The 17,483-nt window shown below is 50.6% G+C and carries 18 protein-coding genes and 1 tRNA gene; 8 read left to right on the top strand and 11 right to left on the bottom strand.

All coding sequences use genetic code 11. The annotated features are described in order from the left end of the window. Positions 1 to 347 precede the first annotated feature (347 nt). Entirely contained in the window at positions 348 to 2,255 is a 1,908-nt protein-coding gene (locus tag MTC_RS03545; RefSeq protein WP_014405307.1) for a threonine--tRNA ligase, read from the bottom strand. 141 nt (positions 2,256 to 2,396) lie between these two features. Beyond that, positions 2,397 to 2,470: transfer RNA gene (locus MTC_RS03550), tRNA-Lys, on the bottom strand. Positions 2,471 to 2,670: 200 nt separating this feature from the next. On the opposite strand from MTC_RS03550, the gene MTC_RS03555 reads away from it, so the two are divergent. Genes MTC_RS03555 through MTC_RS03565 form a run of 3 tightly spaced genes read left to right on the top strand, consistent with a single transcriptional unit; the run spans position 2,671 to position 6,624 of the window. Further along, complete coding sequence (locus tag MTC_RS03555; RefSeq protein ID WP_081476786.1) at positions 2,671 to 4,122, top strand: DHH family phosphoesterase; 1,452 nt, start codon at positions 2,671 to 2,673, stop codon at positions 4,120 to 4,122. Next, complete coding sequence (locus MTC_RS03560) at positions 4,109 to 5,398, top strand: MFS transporter (RefSeq protein WP_014405309.1); 1,290 nt, start codon at positions 4,109 to 4,111, stop codon at positions 5,396 to 5,398. The genes MTC_RS03555 and MTC_RS03560 overlap by 14 nt, the downstream gene beginning before the upstream one ends. Next, on the top strand, positions 5,389 to 6,624 hold the full coding sequence (locus MTC_RS03565) for a tetracycline resistance MFS efflux pump (protein WP_014405310.1): 1,236 nt from the start codon (positions 5,389 to 5,391) through the stop codon (positions 6,622 to 6,624). Before MTC_RS03560 ends, MTC_RS03565 begins: the two co-directional genes overlap by 10 nt. A gap of 9 nt (positions 6,625 to 6,633) precedes the next feature. Here the strand turns inward: MTC_RS03565 and MTC_RS03570 are convergent, their stop codons facing one another. From MTC_RS03570 to MTC_RS03605, 9 genes are all read right to left on the bottom strand, one after another. Then, on the bottom strand, positions 6,634 to 8,019 hold the full coding sequence (locus MTC_RS03570) for an RCC1 domain-containing protein (protein WP_014405311.1): 1,386 nt from the start codon (positions 8,017 to 8,019) through the stop codon (positions 6,634 to 6,636). Between the two features lie 15 nt (positions 8,020 to 8,034). After that, positions 8,035 to 8,838 (bottom strand): ABC transporter permease, encoded by an 804-nt coding sequence (locus MTC_RS03575; protein ID WP_014405312.1) that lies wholly within the window; start codon positions 8,836 to 8,838, stop codon positions 8,035 to 8,037. Next, entirely contained in the window at positions 8,835 to 9,689 is an 855-nt protein-coding gene (locus MTC_RS03580; protein WP_014405313.1) for an ABC transporter permease, read from the bottom strand. Before MTC_RS03580 ends, MTC_RS03575 begins: the two co-directional genes overlap by 4 nt. 51 nt (positions 9,690 to 9,740) lie before the next feature. Continuing rightward, entirely contained in the window at positions 9,741 to 10,010 is a 270-nt protein-coding gene (locus MTC_RS13020; protein ID WP_014405314.1) for a hypothetical protein, read from the bottom strand. A 362-nt stretch (positions 10,011 to 10,372) separates the two neighbouring features. Then, the gene (locus MTC_RS13255; protein ID WP_158308480.1) at positions 10,373 to 10,531 is read right to left on the bottom strand and encodes a hypothetical protein; all 159 of its coding nucleotides are present in this window, start codon (positions 10,529 to 10,531) and stop codon (positions 10,373 to 10,375) included. 261 nt (positions 10,532 to 10,792) lie between these two features. Then, positions 10,793 to 12,037 carry an RCC1 domain-containing protein gene (locus MTC_RS03590; RefSeq protein ID WP_158308481.1) on the bottom strand — a complete coding sequence of 415 codons (1,245 nt, stop codon included), beginning with the start codon at positions 12,035 to 12,037 and terminating at the stop codon, positions 10,793 to 10,795. 59 nt (positions 12,038 to 12,096) lie between these two features. Then, positions 12,097 to 12,915 carry an ABC transporter permease gene (locus tag MTC_RS03595; protein ID WP_014405317.1) on the bottom strand — a complete coding sequence of 273 codons (819 nt, stop codon included), beginning with the start codon at positions 12,913 to 12,915 and terminating at the stop codon, positions 12,097 to 12,099. Then, the gene (locus MTC_RS03600; RefSeq protein WP_014405318.1) at positions 12,912 to 13,745 is read right to left on the bottom strand and encodes an ABC transporter permease; all 834 of its coding nucleotides are present in this window, start codon (positions 13,743 to 13,745) and stop codon (positions 12,912 to 12,914) included. The genes MTC_RS03595 and MTC_RS03600 overlap by 4 nt, the downstream gene beginning before the upstream one ends. Positions 13,746 to 13,782: 37 nt before the next feature. Continuing rightward, the gene (locus MTC_RS03605) at positions 13,783 to 14,316 is read right to left on the bottom strand and encodes a hypothetical protein (RefSeq protein ID WP_048188932.1); all 534 of its coding nucleotides are present in this window, start codon (positions 14,314 to 14,316) and stop codon (positions 13,783 to 13,785) included. Between the two features lie 505 nt (positions 14,317 to 14,821). Between MTC_RS03605 and MTC_RS12605 the strand changes: the two genes are divergently transcribed. From MTC_RS12605 to MTC_RS03625, 5 genes are read left to right on the top strand one after another with little or no spacing between them, the layout of a single operon-like run. Continuing rightward, positions 14,822 to 15,175, top strand: a complete 354-nt coding sequence (locus MTC_RS12605; RefSeq protein ID WP_143767057.1) for an archaellum operon transcriptional activator EarA family protein — start codon at positions 14,822 to 14,824, stop codon at positions 15,173 to 15,175. Positions 15,176 to 15,197: 22 nt separating this feature from the next. Beyond that, positions 15,198 to 15,329, top strand: coding sequence for a hypothetical protein (locus MTC_RS13715; protein WP_014405321.1), 132 nt, complete (start codon positions 15,198 to 15,200; stop codon positions 15,327 to 15,329). Positions 15,330 to 15,342: 13 nt separating this feature from the next. Next, positions 15,343 to 15,774, top strand: coding sequence for an archaellum operon transcriptional activator EarA family protein (locus MTC_RS12610; RefSeq protein WP_014405322.1), 432 nt, complete (start codon positions 15,343 to 15,345; stop codon positions 15,772 to 15,774). A gap of 31 nt (positions 15,775 to 15,805) precedes the next feature. After that, positions 15,806 to 16,672: an ABC transporter permease subunit gene (locus MTC_RS03620; protein WP_158308483.1), complete on the top strand. Its 867-nt coding sequence runs from the start codon at positions 15,806 to 15,808 to the stop codon at positions 16,670 to 16,672. Then, positions 16,669 to 17,460: an ABC transporter permease gene (locus MTC_RS03625; RefSeq protein ID WP_014405324.1), complete on the top strand. Its 792-nt coding sequence runs from the start codon at positions 16,669 to 16,671 to the stop codon at positions 17,458 to 17,460. Before MTC_RS03620 ends, MTC_RS03625 begins: the two co-directional genes overlap by 4 nt. Positions 17,461 to 17,483: the final 23 nt, after the last annotated feature.

The raw sequence follows: 17,483 nt of genomic DNA on the forward strand, positions 1-17,483 counted from the left end.
AGCCAATATCAGCCTCCCTTGTCAAAACATTCGAAAGACACCCCTACACACCACAAACCATATCCTAAGATAGAAGAGACCCACAGGCTGAGCAGTTACGGAAAATACGTGTATTTTGATGGCTCCTTTTCATTATTGTGGTTCCGGGCTGGAGAGGCGGCTCGCTCGCTCCAGACCAGCCCGGGGGCTTTCCATCCTTCCTCAAACCCACACTTATCTGCTACACAGGTTTATTTTATGCCATGGCCTCTTATGAGGCCATGGACGAAGATTAAACTCATAGGTTTATAAAAATTTTCAGCATAATCGCCAGAAAAAGCCGCCCTATAAGTCATGCGGCGACGCCTTTATATGCTTCCGACGAACTTGGGGCGCTTCGCAAGGCTCTCCGCCAGGGGCAGCGGCCTCGCCGGCATGGCGTTTACCTCATCCCTGAGGCGCTTTATCAATTCCTCGATGGTCATCTCGACCCTGGCAGGCTTGCCTGGGCTGGACTCGCTGCGGACCACCACAGGGAGCCTGTCCTTGCCCATCTCGGCATCCCCTATGGTGACCACGTATGGGACCCACTCCTTGGCGGCGTCCCTGACCTTCTTATTAACGGTCTCCTCCCTGTCGTCTATATCAACCCTGAATCCGCCCAGCTTTTTGGCCAGCTCCCTGCAGCGCTCGACGTGCCTGTCGCTCAATGAAATTATGCGCACCTGGGTGGGCGAGAGCCACACGGGCAGCATGGGCACCAGGCCCCGCTCGCCCTCCATGAACTCCTTCTCTAATAATGCATAGATGCACCGCTCGATTGCGCCCGAGGGCGAACAGTGCAGAATGACCGGCCGCCTCTTCGCCCCATCCTGGTCCGTATAGGCGATGTCGTACCGCTCGGCGTTCTCTACATCGATTTGCACCGTGGAGAGGGCGCTCGCCTTATCCAGCGAGTCTATGAAATTAAACTCGAACTTCAGCACGAAGTAGAAGAACCGCTGGTCCCACATCTCGACCAGGACTGGCTTGCCAGCCCTCTTCACCAGCCCCTCTATGAAGCCCCTGTTGTTTTCGTAGAACTCCTTCGTGAAGCGGATGGCGACCTCATAGTCGTCCAGGGTGAGGCCAATCCTGTCAAGCGTGTTGATGCACATCTCATACTGGTCCCTGAACTCCTCCATGGCGGCGCTCATGTCCGCGCACAGTGTGTGCATGTCCGGCATCGTGAAGGCCCTGAGGCGGCGAAGCCCGACAAGCTCTCCCCTCTGCTCCTTCCTGAAGGAGTACCTTGTGAGCTCTATCATCTTCAGGGGCAGGTTCCTGTAGCTTATGGTCATGTCGTGGCTCATCAAAAACTGGCCGAAGCACGCGGCGAACCGCAGGAACAGGTTTTTCTTGTCCGCGACCACGGTGTACTGGCGGGCCGGGAACCTGTCCAGGTACTTCTTTAGCGTCGGGTGCTCCATGTCGTACATGATGGGGGTCTCTACCTCCATAGCCCCCTTCTTCGCCGCCTCCATGAGCACGAAGCTCTCCAGGAGGCTTTTGACCATCCTGCCCTTCGGGTAGAACCGCATGTTTCCAGGATCGCTGCCTGGCTCGTAGTCGGCCAGCTCGAGCCGCCTCATGAGCTCGACGTGTGGCGGCACCCTGTCCACTGCGCGCTTCTTTGCCATCTCATAGTCCACAAAGGCCTTTAGCTTCTCGTGGCCCTTATAGTCGAACGCCTTCGGGTCCTTAAGCTTGCCATCCACGTCCAGCACATAGAAATAGCTCTTTAGCTTCTCCTCTGCCTTCAGTGCCTCCGAGACAGCCTCTGGCTTTTCCCCTGCGCAGATGCTGATAGACTCCGCGCCCTCAGGGCGGATGGTGCGGGAGAGCTCGGAGAGCGGGTGCCCCTTGCACTTTATGGTAAAGGCCTTGTACCAGCCGAAGGGGGCGCGCTTGACCTCGTATCCCTTCGATTTCATCGCCTCTTCAAGCGCCGTGAGGACTTCGACGGCCACCTTTGGTGAGGATAAACTTGAGCTTAAATGCGCGTAAGGATAGAGCATTATACGGTTGGCCTTGACCTGTCCGGCCACGCCGGCTATTGCTTCTGCGCCCTTCTCCACTACGTACTTTGGATTTGCCTCGTCTTGCTTTTCCACCGCTATAAAGGCGACGAGTGCGTCCTCCATCCTGTCCTTCGGCTCGCTTATCTTCTCCGCGACCGGCGTGCTCTTCCTGGCCTCGTACTCTATGAAGTCTGAATGGATGAGTAGTAATTGCATTATTCCACCTTGATGGTAGTACATAAACAACATATTTGGTTATAAAAGTTGGGGTGTCAGTGTCATTTTCATTTTATACCTCGTGGACCCCCCATTTTTAAAAAAAGTTTTCTGCCAGCCTTTCAAAACTTTTTATCGTAGCGGGCCCTATGGGATTTGAACCCATGGCATGCGGATTAAGAGTCCGCCGCTCTGCCTGACTGAGCCAAGGGCCCAAGACACAAAAACGGCGCCGTCACAACACTACATGATGAGGCGCAGCGAACCTTTTATAAGTCACATCTAAGATATATACATTGTGGTATAAAGCAAAACGCGAAAAGTATATCACCTCACATCATACCTATAACACTTTTTACAAAGATGAAAAGTCTAGAATGGGGGGCTTATCGTTCAGGCTAAACAGCTAGGGGAGATACCCGTACACAGGCAAAAGTACTCTTATCTCATACTGGGCGGAGGCAGCATTGGGGTAGCCCTGGCTCGCGAGCTGGCGAAGTCGAGCAAGGAGCTCCTCATCGTGGACTCGGACCCGGCGCGGGTTGAGGCGCTAAGAGAGCAGGACTACGAGGCGATAGAGGGGGACATCGGCTCCCAAGCAACGCTTAAGGGGCTGCCGTTGAAGGGTGCAGAGTGCGTGTTCATCCTGAGCTACAGCCACGCAGCTAACATGAAAGCGCTCGAATACGTGAAAAGCCTGTCTCCGCCGCCGCTCATCATGGCGCGCGCCCTGGACGTGCTCACCATAGACGAGCTATACAGGGCGGGCGCAGACGTCGTGCTCCACCCGCCCACAATCGTCGCGGAAGAAGCGCTTGGAGAGCTGCAAAAGATGGAGCTAAGGGGGGCGGCGTGGCAGCTCATGAGCTACCTGAAGTCGCTCGACCCGTCGCAGCGCATGGCCATCATCGTGCACGATAACCCCGACTCCGACGCCTTCGCCAGCGCCCTCTGCCTAAAGACCATGGCAGAGAGCCTGGGAAAAAGCGCCGACATCCTCTATTATGGCATAATCGGCCACCACGAGACCAGGGCGTTCGTCAACCTGCTCGACATACCGCTTGTGCACATCACGGATGGCGTGCCCAAGGAGTACGGCGTCATAGCCCTCGTGGACTGCAACACGCCCGGGAAGAACAACTCTCTCCCTCCTGACACTCACGTCAACATAGTCATAGACCACCATCAGCTTCCGGAGGGCGTGGAGCTCGACGCCGAGTTCGTGGATATAAGGCCGGACGTGGGGGCGACCTCGACCATGATGGCCCGATACCTCCAGGAGCTGGACTTTGAGGTGTCCAGCACCCTGGCCACCGCCCTCCTCTATGGCATAAGGACGGATACCGGCGAGTTCAAGCGGAACACCTCTGCGACCGACCTGAACGCCGCGGCATACCTGTATGGGTTCGTCGATCAGGATTTGCTGGCGCAGATTGAGACCCCATCGATGTCCCCGGAGGCCATGGACGTCCTCGGAGTAGCCATAAGGAATAAGAAGATTGAGGGGAGCTATCTCATCTCAAATGTAGGGTTTATCCATGACAGGGACACTCTTCCCCAGGCCGCCGACTACCTTCTCAAGCTGGAGGGCATCTCCACGGTGCTCGTCTTTGGCATCATAGACGATCGCATCGTCATATCGGCCAGGAGTAAGGATATTCGCGTAAACATCGGCGACGTCGTCCAGAAGGCCTTCGGCGATATCGGCTCGGCCGGGGGCCACCATAAGACGGCGGCGGCCCAGATTCCTCTGGGGCTGTTCAGCGGCGTAAAGGACAGGGCTATCCTATTGAAGCTCGCCGAGGAGGCCGTCACCCGCAGGTTCCTGTCCGCCGTGGGGATCGAGGGCGAGGTTGAGGCCCGCTAAATTTTATATCGTATCAGCCCATACATGGCAATCCAGTAATCCCTCCAGGGGTGTTAAAACGGCCGATAATGGGTTCGATAAGCTCAGGGTTTTCTTGTTAGGGCTGGGCCACTTCACGGTGGACGTCTATGCAAACCTTTTGCCCCCGCTATTGCCAATTTTTAAGGAGATGTACGGTCTTTCCTATGCCGCGACCGCCGGCCTGACCTCGATGTTTGCCGTCACGTCGACGCTGATTCAGCCCATATTTGGCTTTATAGCTGATAGCTATGGCAAGAAGTGGATAGCCGCCCTGGGTGTTGCCTGGATTTCAATATTAATGTGCCTGCTGGGGGTTGCCCCCGGCTACGCGGCCATCGTGGCGATAGTTGCCTTTGCGGGGGTAGGCTCCGCCATGTTTCACCCCCAGGGGGCGGCCATGGTTCCGAAAGTGAGCGGAGACCATAAAGGGGTGGGGGTCTCCATATTCGCCGCAGGCGGGAGCATAGGCTACTCGCTCATGCCTCTCTTCGCAGTCATGATAGTGGGCTGGTTTGGGCTGCACTCGCTGCCCCTGCTGATCGGGCCCGGCCTCATCGTGTCCTACCTGCTTTACAGGTATGCGCCCGACATGGAGGAGGACTGCGCGAGGAATCACGTCGACCTTCGCCAGATGCTCCAGTGCATGGGCCGGGTGAAAGTGCCGCTATGGACGCTGGTGACGGTCGTCTCCCTGCGGAGCTGGGTCTGTACGGGCATGATCACCTTCATCCCGCTGTACTTTTCGCTGCACTTCAATGGGTGGACATTCATGGGCGCCGACATATCATACGCTGCCCCGGGCATCACTTTATTTATTTTCCTGATAGCAAACGCCATAGGGGGCATCATTGGGGGCTGGGCCTCAGACCGTTACGGCAAAAAAGAGGTGCTGGTGGCCTCATTCTTCGGCTCGATACCATTCTTCTACCTGGCCTTCACCAGCCCCGACTTGCTCGTATGGCCGTTCATGGCCATAGCTGGCGGCTTCATCTACGCAGCGTTCCCGGGCACGGTGCTCCAGGCACAGGAGCTTCTTCCAAAGACTCAGGGAATGGCTGGCGGCCTCATTTTAGGGTTTGCCAACGGCGTCGGGGGCCTGCTCGTCCTCCTCACGGGCGTCATCTCTGACCACTTTGGCATATTCAACGGCGTGCTCTCTCTAATTCTCATAACAATAGTCGCCGCCTTCATGTCGCTGGCAGTGCCAGGGGATAAGGCGCTAAAAATGGAGCAGGAGCAATCCTCATGGAACTAAGAGACCGCCAGATAATGGTACTTTTTATATCGATGTTCATATTTACGCTGGGCTTTGGCATCATCGTGCCTGTGCTGGCGTATTTCACGAGAGACATGGGGGCCACATCGTTTGACGTTGGCATCCTGATGGCCCTGTTCTCCGCCATGGAGTTCCTGTTCGCGCCGCTATGGGGCAGGATATCAGACCTTATTGGGCGCAGGCCCGTCATCCTTATGGGGCTCTTTGGCTTCGGCGTATCGTTCACGATCACGGGCTTTTCCACTCAGCTATGGATGGTATACGTCTCGCAGACCCTCGCAGGGGTTTGCGCCTCTGGCATATTCCCATCGGTGACGGCGTACATCGCGGACATCACGGACCATGAGGGCCGCATAAGGCTGATGGGCATGCTGGGGGCGGCGAGCGGCCTCGGCATCATCATAGGGCCGTCAATCTCAAGCGTTTGCGCGATATGGGGCCTTAACGTGCCGTTCTTCGCGGCGGCGGCGATCGCGATGGCCACCTTCGTGTTCGGGGCCATGTTCCTCCCCGAGTCGAAGAAAAGTGGCTGGCCGACGGCCAGGGCGAAAAAGGCGCCCCTCATCTCCTCACTAAAAACGCCGCTTGGCGGCCTGTTCTTCATGATGTTCTTCGTCAGCTTCGCGATGGCGTGCATCGACGGGACATTGTCCTATTACGTCATGGATAAGTTCGGACTGTCGGAGGCCGCTTCGAGGATGCCGGTCCTTGGCGCCAGCGTCATGCTCACCGGCCCCAACGTCACGGGCATAACCTTCACCTTGATGGGGGCCATCAGCGTGGTATGCCAGGGGATACTGATCGGCAGGGTCGTCCAGCGGATAGGCGAGGAAAAGACTATCATGGCCGGCCTCGCCATGATCGCCGTGGGAATGGCTCTCCTGGTAGGCGTATTCGACCTGGCCACGCTTCTATTATGCAATTGCCTGATAAGCATAGGCATGGGTTTCGTGAACCCCTGCGTGAACACGCTCGTATCGAAGAGGACTGATGCAGAGCACCAGGGGTCGACGATGGGCGTGCTCGGCTCGTTCAACAGCCTTGGCAGGATCCTGGGGCCAACCGTCGGGGGCCTCGTTTACATGTTCAGCGTGGCCATCCTTTACTTCGGGTCGGCGGCCATCGCAGCCCTGAGCGCCCTGGGCATCCGCATCTGGATGGATAAGATGCGGGGAGACGCGATAAAGGCCGCTACCCGCGAATGATTATATCGCCTACTTTCTCGTGAATAGTACGTATGCGGCGCCTATGACTATTATGATGAGGCCTATTAAGCCCAGGAGTCTCAGGTCAAGCCAGTTCTGTGAAGCCGATACGGGGTAAGCTGGCGTCGCGCTGGATGGAACTATTGGAGTATTAGTGGGCGCTGCAGTACTTGGATTAGCGGATACGCTAGCGCTTGGGGAGATATACGCTGTTGGCGTAGATGCCTGGGTTGAGCCGCCGATAATTTTAACTGGCGCTGATACAAAGCTGGCATGGCTTCCTAGCTGGCCATTCTCGTTATACCCCCACCCCCACACGCTCCCATCATTTTTAAGGGCTATATAAAAATAGTTTCCCGAGCTAATGGCTATAATTCCGCTCAACCCGCCGATTTGCTCTGGCGCGGAAACGAGTTTAGAGTAAACGCCCAGCATATTAGGAATGGTATAATAGTCTTCTCCCCACTTCCACACGCTCCCATCATCTTTAAGGGCCAGCGAATAATAATAGCCTGCTGATACGTCTTTAACGTTATTAATGCCGAGAGCCTTAACGGGCGTAGTAGTTACTGTTTTATCGTCGATTTTGGCATTATTGCCCAGCTGGCCTTTATCGTTAAGGCCCCACGTCCAAACCGTCCCGTCATCCTTTATAAAAACAACGTGTTCCAAACCGTTTGTAATCTCTTTTACGCTAGAGGGCTGCTCTACCCGAAAAGGGGTGGGCCTGACCTGGCCATAATTATCCCCCAGCATCCCACATATTGAATCATTGCCGAATACGATGATCACATTATTGCCCCATGCCCATACGTCCCCATCATCGGTGACCGCAAAAGTGCCTTTATGGCCAATTTTCACTACTTTTGCGGGCACTTTGGCCTGTACCGGCGTTAGCCTATCTTCAAGCGTACCGTCGCCCAGGTCGCCACGGGAGTTAGCCCCCCACGCCCATAGCGTGCCATCGTCCTTTAGCGCGAAACTCGTCATGATTCCCGCGGATATCGCCTTGACATTCGTCAAGCCGACGACCTGTACCGGCGTGAGCCGGTCCTCAGTGGTCCCATCCCCAAGGTTTCCATTATAATTATCCCCCCACGCCCACACCGTTCCATCGTCCTTGAGGGCGAGGCTGTGGGAAGCCCCGGCCGCAATTGCTACGACATGGGTCAGGCCTTTCGCCTTGACCGGGGTAGAAGCGCTCACAGTAGTGCCATCGCCCAGCTGGCCGTGATCGTTATTTCCCCATGCCAGCACGCTCCCATCACTGGTAAGCGCCAGGCAATGAGACGCGCCCGCAGAAATCGATATAACGCTCGGCGAAGAAGCGTAACATGGCGCCGCTAAAGCTTGAAGCATTACCAGTACCAGCAGAAAAACACAACTCTTTCTCATATTCTTTCGACCATCCTAGGAATCGTCTAACCTCGCAAATATAAAACAATTAATTAATATTAGCAATATGATCTCAAATAGCGTGAGCAAAATATAGGGCATGGCCTCGTTCAGCCAGGTGGTAAACGGAATTAAAGTGTTAAATAGCTCTTGAGGATAACCTCTACTAACAGGATCTGCCATCTTATGATAAAGCATCCTCGGCATTATGATTGAGAGGCCGCCCATATATTGTACTATGTACCTGAACCAGTCAGCATAAACATAAACGACAACAACCGAAACCGCCCCTATAACATTTTTGAGTAGAGTCCCCACGAGCATCGTTAACGCGACGATTAGAGAGCACTCCAATGATAGGATAAAAATATAGGATAATAGCCGGCACAACAAATCAATGTAAGACAACGGCTCTCTGAAAAAGAGCATGAACATTAAAGTCGAAAAAACCAGCGCGACGCTGACGAATACGTAGATATATCCGCTGAGGCCGATAAACTTGCCCAGAATGACGTCTCTCCTATAGAGCGGCTTCACGAGGAGCACATTAACGCTATGCTCCCACCTATCCCGGGCCATTGAAAGGACGCCGAGGAACGCTGCCATAATACTACAGATTAGCAGGATACGATACTCGCTCTGGCAATAGCATAGTAAAAAGGCATCCATTTCATCGTAACTCTCAAAGGTCGCCGTATTACCATATCCGTAAACAAAGGCCAGAAAAAGCACGATAATCCCGACTATGATCACCACAGGATGCCAGATAGTCCTATAAAACTCGTTTTTCGCGACGAGAAAAACCGAATTAAAGCTCATGTAACGTCACGCCTCGTAAAAACGATATAGCTTGAAATGCAGGCGACCGCTATAAAGAGTGACAGCTCCTCGATGGAGGGTATGGCTAGCGCCAGGGCGCTGAAAAAGTCGAGGGAAGGCTTAAAAATCGTAAGATACAAAGACCATAGCATGGTATCAGGCGATAAGCTGAGGATTAGATTAGTAGTATACCCCCTATCTCCCGGAAAAAGCGAAGACAAGTTCCAGGCGAACTCGTAGACGTTCATCATTTCGGAGATATAGAGCGCCATCAAGCCCAGTATCATGGCAAACGCCTGGCTCTTTACCAGTATGGATATCAGCATTGATAATGCTAAAAAAAACATAACATAGATAATGGCAAATAAAAAAACGATGATAAGCCTTGATACATAATCGCTCAGGAAGGGTGCGAGATAATTACCGCAGAACAAGAATAATGCTGACGTGTCAAAAACTAGCGTGACGCCTATGATGAACGCCATAAACGCGATGGACCCCAGCAGCTTACCGTTTATGATCGTATCCCGAAATAAAGGCTTAACGAGGAGAGTGTTTAAGGCATTGTTATGCCTCTCGTTGGCCATGGAAAGACAGCCGATCATCACCCCAACGATGGACCCGAACTTCGTCAGGTCCCAGAACAGGCAGCTCGCAAAATAAGCGCCATAACTATCCCCAAAGAGCTCGTGGATTATAGGAGCATTATCGGCTACCAGCATATTATTAATATTAAAAACATTTACCAGTATTATAATAAGATACACTGCAAGTACCAGCAGCATCATCCAATTACTAAGCAGGTCAGAAAACTCCTTCTTTGCGATGATAAGCACATTATTAATATACATTAACCGCCTCTCCTCAACAAAATGAAAAATAAGAATTGAATCCTCATGTCTCTACCCTAGCACATTTACTGAAGTAAATGCCATTACTGCTGAGCCCTGTGCATTTTTATACGTATTTAGCCATTGAAGCACGTCGTCGTAGCGTGGAGTCGCATATCCTGACACGGTTTTATCCAAACTTACGCTGTTAGGCCCATTGTACGTTGTTTTCAATATTCCATCACCACCGGTGTATGTGTATGTCGTTGCGAGCGCGTTCCCTATTCCTGTCGCCACTAGTATGGCGATTGATGCTAGCATTATTATGCTTTTAAATCTCATATTTTTCCTCCAATGTTTGGCTTGTTTTTTGTTGTTCGTCCATTCTGTCCTTGATTCATGAGGATGTGTCTCATTTCCGATGCCTGAATCCGCTCCCTTGCACTCGCAAGTTTTAGGCTTGCATATTGTATACTTTGGTTTTGCCTGGTTTCTCTTTTCACCTCCTCGTAGGGGGGAGGCTTGGGCTGGAGCGTATGCGTGTTGAGCCTAGCATTCTAATGCATACGCTCCACGAATTACCCTTAAATTAAAATGTTTTTCTATTTAAAGCATGTATAGTAAATACTACAGGTCGACGTCATCCTCTTTTTGCTTGTCAGGCTTATATGGGTGTTGTTAAGTTGTTTTCTAGACTCGGAGCGTTAGGGGGCGTGTCGACGGGCTACAGGGAAGAGGAGAGCCTGGACCATCACAGGATATCCCACGATAAACCCATCGCCAGAGTTCCCAACCTCGCCATTACCATTGTTGCTCAAATTCAGGTCGGACACTGTTTCGTGGTCTCTTTTTAGCCCGCGCATACTCCTCATGAAACTAGTCCCGAAACCCGGGGCGACCACCCAGAACATGACCGGATCCAATTCTCCGGTTACGCTTAATAAAACCCGTATCTGCGGCCATCTCCCAGAGAAAAAAAATCATCGGGAAACAAACCGGTCAGGCACGACGCGCAAGGACCAACTGTCCCACAAGAACCGCTTATACATCATCCAATCAATATAATATAATATATATTATTATAGTATTCTAGGATAGGGTCATTTGATCTTATCCTGAGTGCCTCATTGCCTCTTTTTCCACGAGTACGCTATTAAGGCTGTTACCATTGCTGCCACCATCGTCATAAAACCCGTGTCAGCTACCTGCGTTTTAAACGGCTCAGAACTCGAGTTTGGCGCTTCTTGTAATCCAGTCCCCTTTAGTATGGTTTTTGGGGTTGTGATTTTTGTCTCGGTCGAGCCCGGGTCTATCTGGCCTTCCAGGTTTCTCCCCCAAGCCCACACGGTGCCGTCATCCTGGACTGCTATGCTATTACGCCACCCGGCGCTTATACTCGTTATGTTAGCTAATCCCTGCACCCTGGCGGGCGTACTCCGCGTATAGGCTGATGTAGAGCCGTCTCCCAGTTCGCCATCTTCATTATACCCCCACGCCCAAACCGTTCCATTCGCCAGCAGGGCCATCGAGTGCGAGCCCCCGGAGGATATTGAGACCACGTTGGCCAACCCCTCCACCCTCGTCAACCTGACCTCTGGAAGAGAGTCCCAGCTCGTCCACTCCACCCAGTATTCCCACAGCGTCCCATCATCAGCCAGGGCCAGGAGCGAGTAGCCGGCTGCTATCATTTTGATGTTCGACAGACAATCAATCCGCTCTGGATATGGAGGCATCTTTAAGCCTTCGCCCCACGCCCAAACCGTTCCATCCTCCTTGAGCACGGCGGAAAAATCGTTGCCAGCCGCCACCTGCTTAACGCCCGTCACGTTAACCCTTATGGGAACATTACTATGAAAATCGCGCTCGCTCATTCCAGGCGGCATCACTCTACCATGCGAGGTGCTCGGCACTTTTATTCCATTTCCTAATTGTCCATCCCAATCCGCGCCCCACGCCCAAACCGTTCCATTCTTATCGAGAGCGAGGCTATGCACACCGCCAGCGGAGACCTCTACAACGCCCTCTAATCCTTTTACTTTTACCGGCGTCGCGCTATTATTATATGTGCCGTCACCAAGCTGGCCTTCCTCGTTAAACCCCCACGCCCAAACCGTTCCATTCTTATCGAGAGCGAAGCATGCAGTCTCCGTCGACACCATAGTGACATTATCCAAACCATCCACCCGGATGAGAATAGACTCGTCATCCTTCTCGCCCACGCCATAGTAAGAAAAATTGGCGGCGCCAGGATACGGGGCGCCCCATGCCCACACCGTGCCATCATCCTTCAAAGCCACCCCGTGGAACATGCCAAACGACGCCGACACGACCCTCGAAGATGATGCGCACACTGGAACAATAACGACCAAAATAAAAAACACTAAAACAAAAAATATACTGCGAGATTTACACATAGCCATCCACCAGTTTAATCGCCTACCTTTGTGAACACAAAGCTATCGATAAGTAAAACCACTATAATATACAACACCATCAACAGGATATATGGATACGCGAGGCCCGCCCACTCCATGAAATCCATAGACGTATCCAATAAACCTGTAAAACGTGGATCTGAGACAGTACTAAATATTTTTATATAAAGGCTAGACGGGAACAGAAAGCCTAACTCGCCGATAGAATACGATAACGTCGTATACCATTCCACATAGAAGAACGAGGCAGTAATCACGGCGGCCTCTACCATATTTTTAAAAGCGATGCCAACAAGCATCGTTATCCCTACGGTCAGCGAGCACTCTAAAAATAGCAGCACGATAAGAGCCGTAAACCTTAACAAGAAATCCGTGGGGGAGAGAGGCGCCCTATAAAAAAGCATTATGAGAAGAGCGCTCACAACGTATACCACAGACACGAGGAGCAGCATGAAAAGGGAGATACCCAAAAACTTGCCTACAACGACATTCTTTCGGTATAATGGCTTAGAAACAAGAACGTTCAAGGAGCCATTATACCGATCCCCCGCAATGGATATTAATCCAATAAACATTGCCGCGATCGTACAATACTCAGATACATCCCAGAACATGCCGCTCAGAGCTACCTTGATAAGCACATCATCATTTGGCATTATCTTCTCAAACCCCGAGAGGCCAGACGAAGTTATCCCATTAAGCGCTGAGATCATTATCAACACGAGGGCAATAATAATGACAATCGGGTGGCCGACCACCTTCTTAAACTCATTATGGGCGATCAAAAAAATCGGAAAAGAGTTGAACGTCACCTAACATCACTCCTTACAAACCCGATATAACACACCACGATGGCCACAACAAGATAAATGAGAAGCCTGAATACGGCTGTTTCGATAGGGGGGACACTACCGTAAAACTCCGGATCAAAAAAATTACTGTTGCTGATCCAGAACCGCATCGTTTCCGGGGAAAAACCAGCAATAAAATTAATATAGCCCTGGACATTTCCAGGAAAAATTTTTACAATAATAGCCGCAAGGTTATCAGCGAATGACGCATTTCTTATAAAACCCAGCAAAGCCCAAACAATAACGCTAATTATGGTCGCAAACGCCTGGTCCTTAATAATGATGGAGATAAGCATGGCTATAGACAGATAAAACATGACATAAATGAGGGATACGAGGAATGCGACGGGCAGCCTGATGAGATAATCAAATATGAGCGTGGATATCATGTTGCCGCAGAGCAGGAAAAGGCCTGACGTATAAAATGCGATGACAAGGCAGAACATGGCCGCAAGAAAGAGCGCCGAGCCGATCAGCTTGCCATTAATGATGGTATCACGGTACAATGGCTTCGAGATGAGCACATTCAAAGCACTGTTACTTCTCTCCTTGGATATGGAAACAACGCCGATGACGATCCCCAGTATAGCACCATAATCGGTTAGTACATACAAAATGTGGCCTACGGTCGCCCCGTAAAAATTAACTATCTTGTTAGATGACGCATCCACATAAAAACCATAAACGCTATACGCGATTAATAATAGGTAAACGGCCATCGTAACGATGACTATCCTATTGCTTAACAGGTCCCTGAATTCCTTCCGCGCGATGATAGATACGTTTCTCATGCTCACTCCAAATAATAAAAAAATAAAAATTTAAACTTTATACGCTGAAGGTCATATCCATATTATACCCTGTAGCATAGTTTATCCCGCCATTATTGTATTGGTGATTTATTCCCTCGCTGTAACTACCGCTAGCAGTATCAAGCACGGTGGAATCTATCTCCTGAGACTGAAGGGGGTTATCTCCACCTGGATAATACTTACCATAGCTAATTGAGCTATAGGTAGACGAGCCTCCAGAAGCGCCACCATTTGGGAATCCACCATACTGAGCTCCCGGCGTTACGGATGTGCCCGGGTAATTATTGTACCATATATTGCCCCATGCTAACACATCTTTCCTGTAGACCGGCGATATATCTTGCTTTATAGTGCTCGTAAACTGCGCATTATTTCCCGAGTTAAACGTAGACGCTACTGTACCACTATACCAGTGTTTTGTCGCAAACGCATTTCCTGTACACATCGCAATGAGCATCATTGCGACCGATGCTAGTATTATTATATTTTTTGATAAGGGCATTATAATTCTCCTCCATCTTATTTGGTTTATTTTTTGTTGTTCGTCCATTCTGTCCTTGATTCAGGAGGATGTGTCTCATTTCCGATGCCTGAATCCGCTCCCTTGCGCTCGCAAGTTTTAAGCTTGCCTATTGTAGATTTAGGTTTGCCTGGTTTCTCTTCTCACCTCCTCGTGAAGGGGAGAGGCTGGGGCTGGAACATATGCATGTTGAGCCTTGTATTCTAGCATGCATATGCTCCATGAAGCCTTACCATTAAATTAAAATGTTCTTTCTATATAAAGCATGTATAGTAAATACAACAGGTCGACGTTATCTTTTTTGCTTATCAGGCTTGTATTGTGTTGTTTAATTGTTTTCTAGAAATTTAGGAGATGATAGGTTCGAAGAAAAAGGACTGGCAGAAAACATCATGGCGGATCAGAATAGGGCTAAACAAAGAGTCTAGAATCATGAGGGGCGTCGTGTTGGCGGGTTATCAGATTGTGAGAGAATGCTTATATAATGGGTGTTGTTTAATTGTTTTCTAGAAATTAGGGGGCAGTAGAAAAGAGGGTGTACGGCTTGGATGAGACTGACAGGATAAAAATACGCCGCATTTTCCAGAGGAGATGGGTCTCCAGGGACGCTTTCTCATATCTTCATAACGTATCTCCCAGGAAAGCGAGCGCTGTGGAGATTGCTGGTAGTATTGGTGCGAGCAGGACGAGCGTCCTCGGAGCGTTAAGGGGCGTGTCGACGGGCTACAGGGAAGAGGAGAGCCTGGCGCACTTCGGACTGGTCATGCACGAAAAACAAGTGGTTAACGGCAGGCCTGTCATCGTCTACAGCCTAACACCCCTCGGATTCGAAGAAAAAGGACTGATGGAAAACGTCGACGCGGATCAGAAGAGGGCCAGCATAAAATAAGAGCTAAGAACCAAGGGATTTTATGGATAATGTTGTTGAGATGTTTAGTTTGACTAAGCGGTATGATGAGAATGCCACTGTCATAGATTTATACTCGGGGTTGGGGAGAAGGCTTCTGGTTTTCTCAGCCGTGCTGGTAAGGCTGCTATTCTAGTTGGAGTGTTTTCATGGAGAAGGAGTTAGATTTAAAAATTGATATAAGCCGTGTTTATCGTTCTCTTCGGAAGAGCCGGTCGCGTATGAGGGTCTACTTCTGCCTTTGGAGTATTAGGCCGGAGGAGGCCGGCGCTAGTGAAATATCCGGGATGACGGGGCTGGGTATTAAAGACGTTCTCGGGGCGCTGGAGGGCGATGGGAGGAAGTATAATAAAGAGGATTCCCTGGTCGGCCTGGGCATGGTGACCCGTAAGCAGGTGACAATACATGGAAAAAGCTTTGTGCTGTACGGTGCTAGGCCGCTAAGACTCGACGTGCGAGGGGCTTTATGGGAGTATGCCCAACACGTTAAAGACCATAGAATGCTAGACGTCCTGCAATCCGAAATAGAAGAAAAAGAGGAAAAATACGTGGAGCGGATTCCATTTTTATTTTTTAAGTAAAAAATCGTATGAGTAAATTATGGGTGATGGTATGAATAGTAATAGTATTCTGGTGATAGCGAGGAAGGAGTTTTCTGACCTGGTGGGCAGCAGGCTGGTCGTTTTCATCCTGGCGTTCTACGTGTTAATGTTTATCCTGTCGTCCTATAATTTTTACAGTTCTTTTGATGTTTCTTCTTTGTCGTCAAAGCCTGAGGTGCCAGACGTTATTGCCAGCCCTGCGGGCGTTTTTTGCGGGGCGTTTATCATGGTCGCCTGTTATTATGGCGGCCTTGTAGCCGTTGTGCTGGGCTATTCTTCGATGTCGGGCGAGGCGGATGGGAAGGCGCTTAGCACCTTATTGGTGAAGCCACTATACAGGGATACTATTGTTAATGGGAAACTGGTTGGAGCGTCTTGTTTCCTCTGTTGCGTATTCTGGGTCGTGGCGGCTTTCTACCTTGCAGGCCTGTTCTTATTTTTCGGTGGCGTGATCAGCGCCTGTTTTTTTGATTTCCTGGGCTTCTTGCCATTGGCTTTCATCCTTTATATGCTTTATACGATGCTCTTTTTTTCTCTATCGATGTTAATGTGTATTACTTTTAAGGAGCAGAGCCTGGCCCTTTTTTCAGGCTTCTTTTTATGGATATTTCTAAACTTGATGTCGAACATGATGTTTATGGGCTATATTACTTCGTTCTTTAATTTTGACCGGTCCACCACCCATCTTATTTCTAGCCTGGCCCCGTATAATATACTCTCGTTCATATCTGGGGATATTGTAAATAGCGGTGGTGTTTTTGACATGCTGGCCAAGAGTTTTTCTGAGGTTGCCGTGCAGGTTTTTGCGTTATTGTTGTATTGTTTTGTTGCCACTGTCATGGCTTATGCATCTTTCATACGGAGGGACGTCTCGTGAAGGCATTTATCATAGCGGGGAACGAGTTCTCGATGCTGGCCAGGAGTCCGGTCGTCGTAGGGTTCGTGGTTTTAATGCTCGTGTTAGGGCTTATTAACGCTGCTGGCTATTCTAGCATGGTGTCTGAGGATTATTATGACCATGGTGGCGACCTTATGGTGGGCGTGTCGAATTTTTTCTGGAACTTTTCGATGCTTTTCGCCTTTCTTGCCATGTGTGTCGGCGTCCTATCCGTGGCTAATGAGCGCTATGGGGGCTCGCTAGGAGTGTTATTCGCCAAGCCAGTCTACAGGAGGGACGTTATAATTGGGAAGTTCGTCGGAATTAGCATGCTCCTGTTCGTCTTGATAACGCTTATTCTCGCCCTATTCGTGTCCTTGATGATGCTCGTATACGTGGGGCGGGCGGATACTGTCGGCGTTGTGGCGCGGATGCTCCTCTTTGCAGTGGTGTTGTTCTTGAATTGTTGTTTCACGCTGGGCCTGGTGATGTGCCTGGGGATCGTTTTGAGTAAGCCTGAGGCGCTCATCGTTTCGATGGCGTTCGTAGCGTTCGAGTGGCTGACAAACATTGGCTCGCTCCCCGCCTCATTGGGAAAGCTGAATCTCATTAACCCCGGGTACCTGTATGTCTATGCGATGTACGGGGCTTCAGGTAGTCTGTTTAACGATTCCATGCCGCTTGGCACGTGGCTTAGCGGCTCGTCGCCTTACATCGTCTTGATGCTCATGGAGGTGGCCATTATTATGCTGGTAAACTGCTTGTTGTTTAATCGGGAGGAGGCGTAACATGTCCGCTAAAAGGATTAACG

The sequence above is a fragment of the Methanocella conradii HZ254 genome (genome assembly GCF_000251105.1).
GTDB classification, from domain to species: domain Archaea; phylum Halobacteriota; class Methanocellia; order Methanocellales; family Methanocellaceae; genus Methanocella; species Methanocella conradii.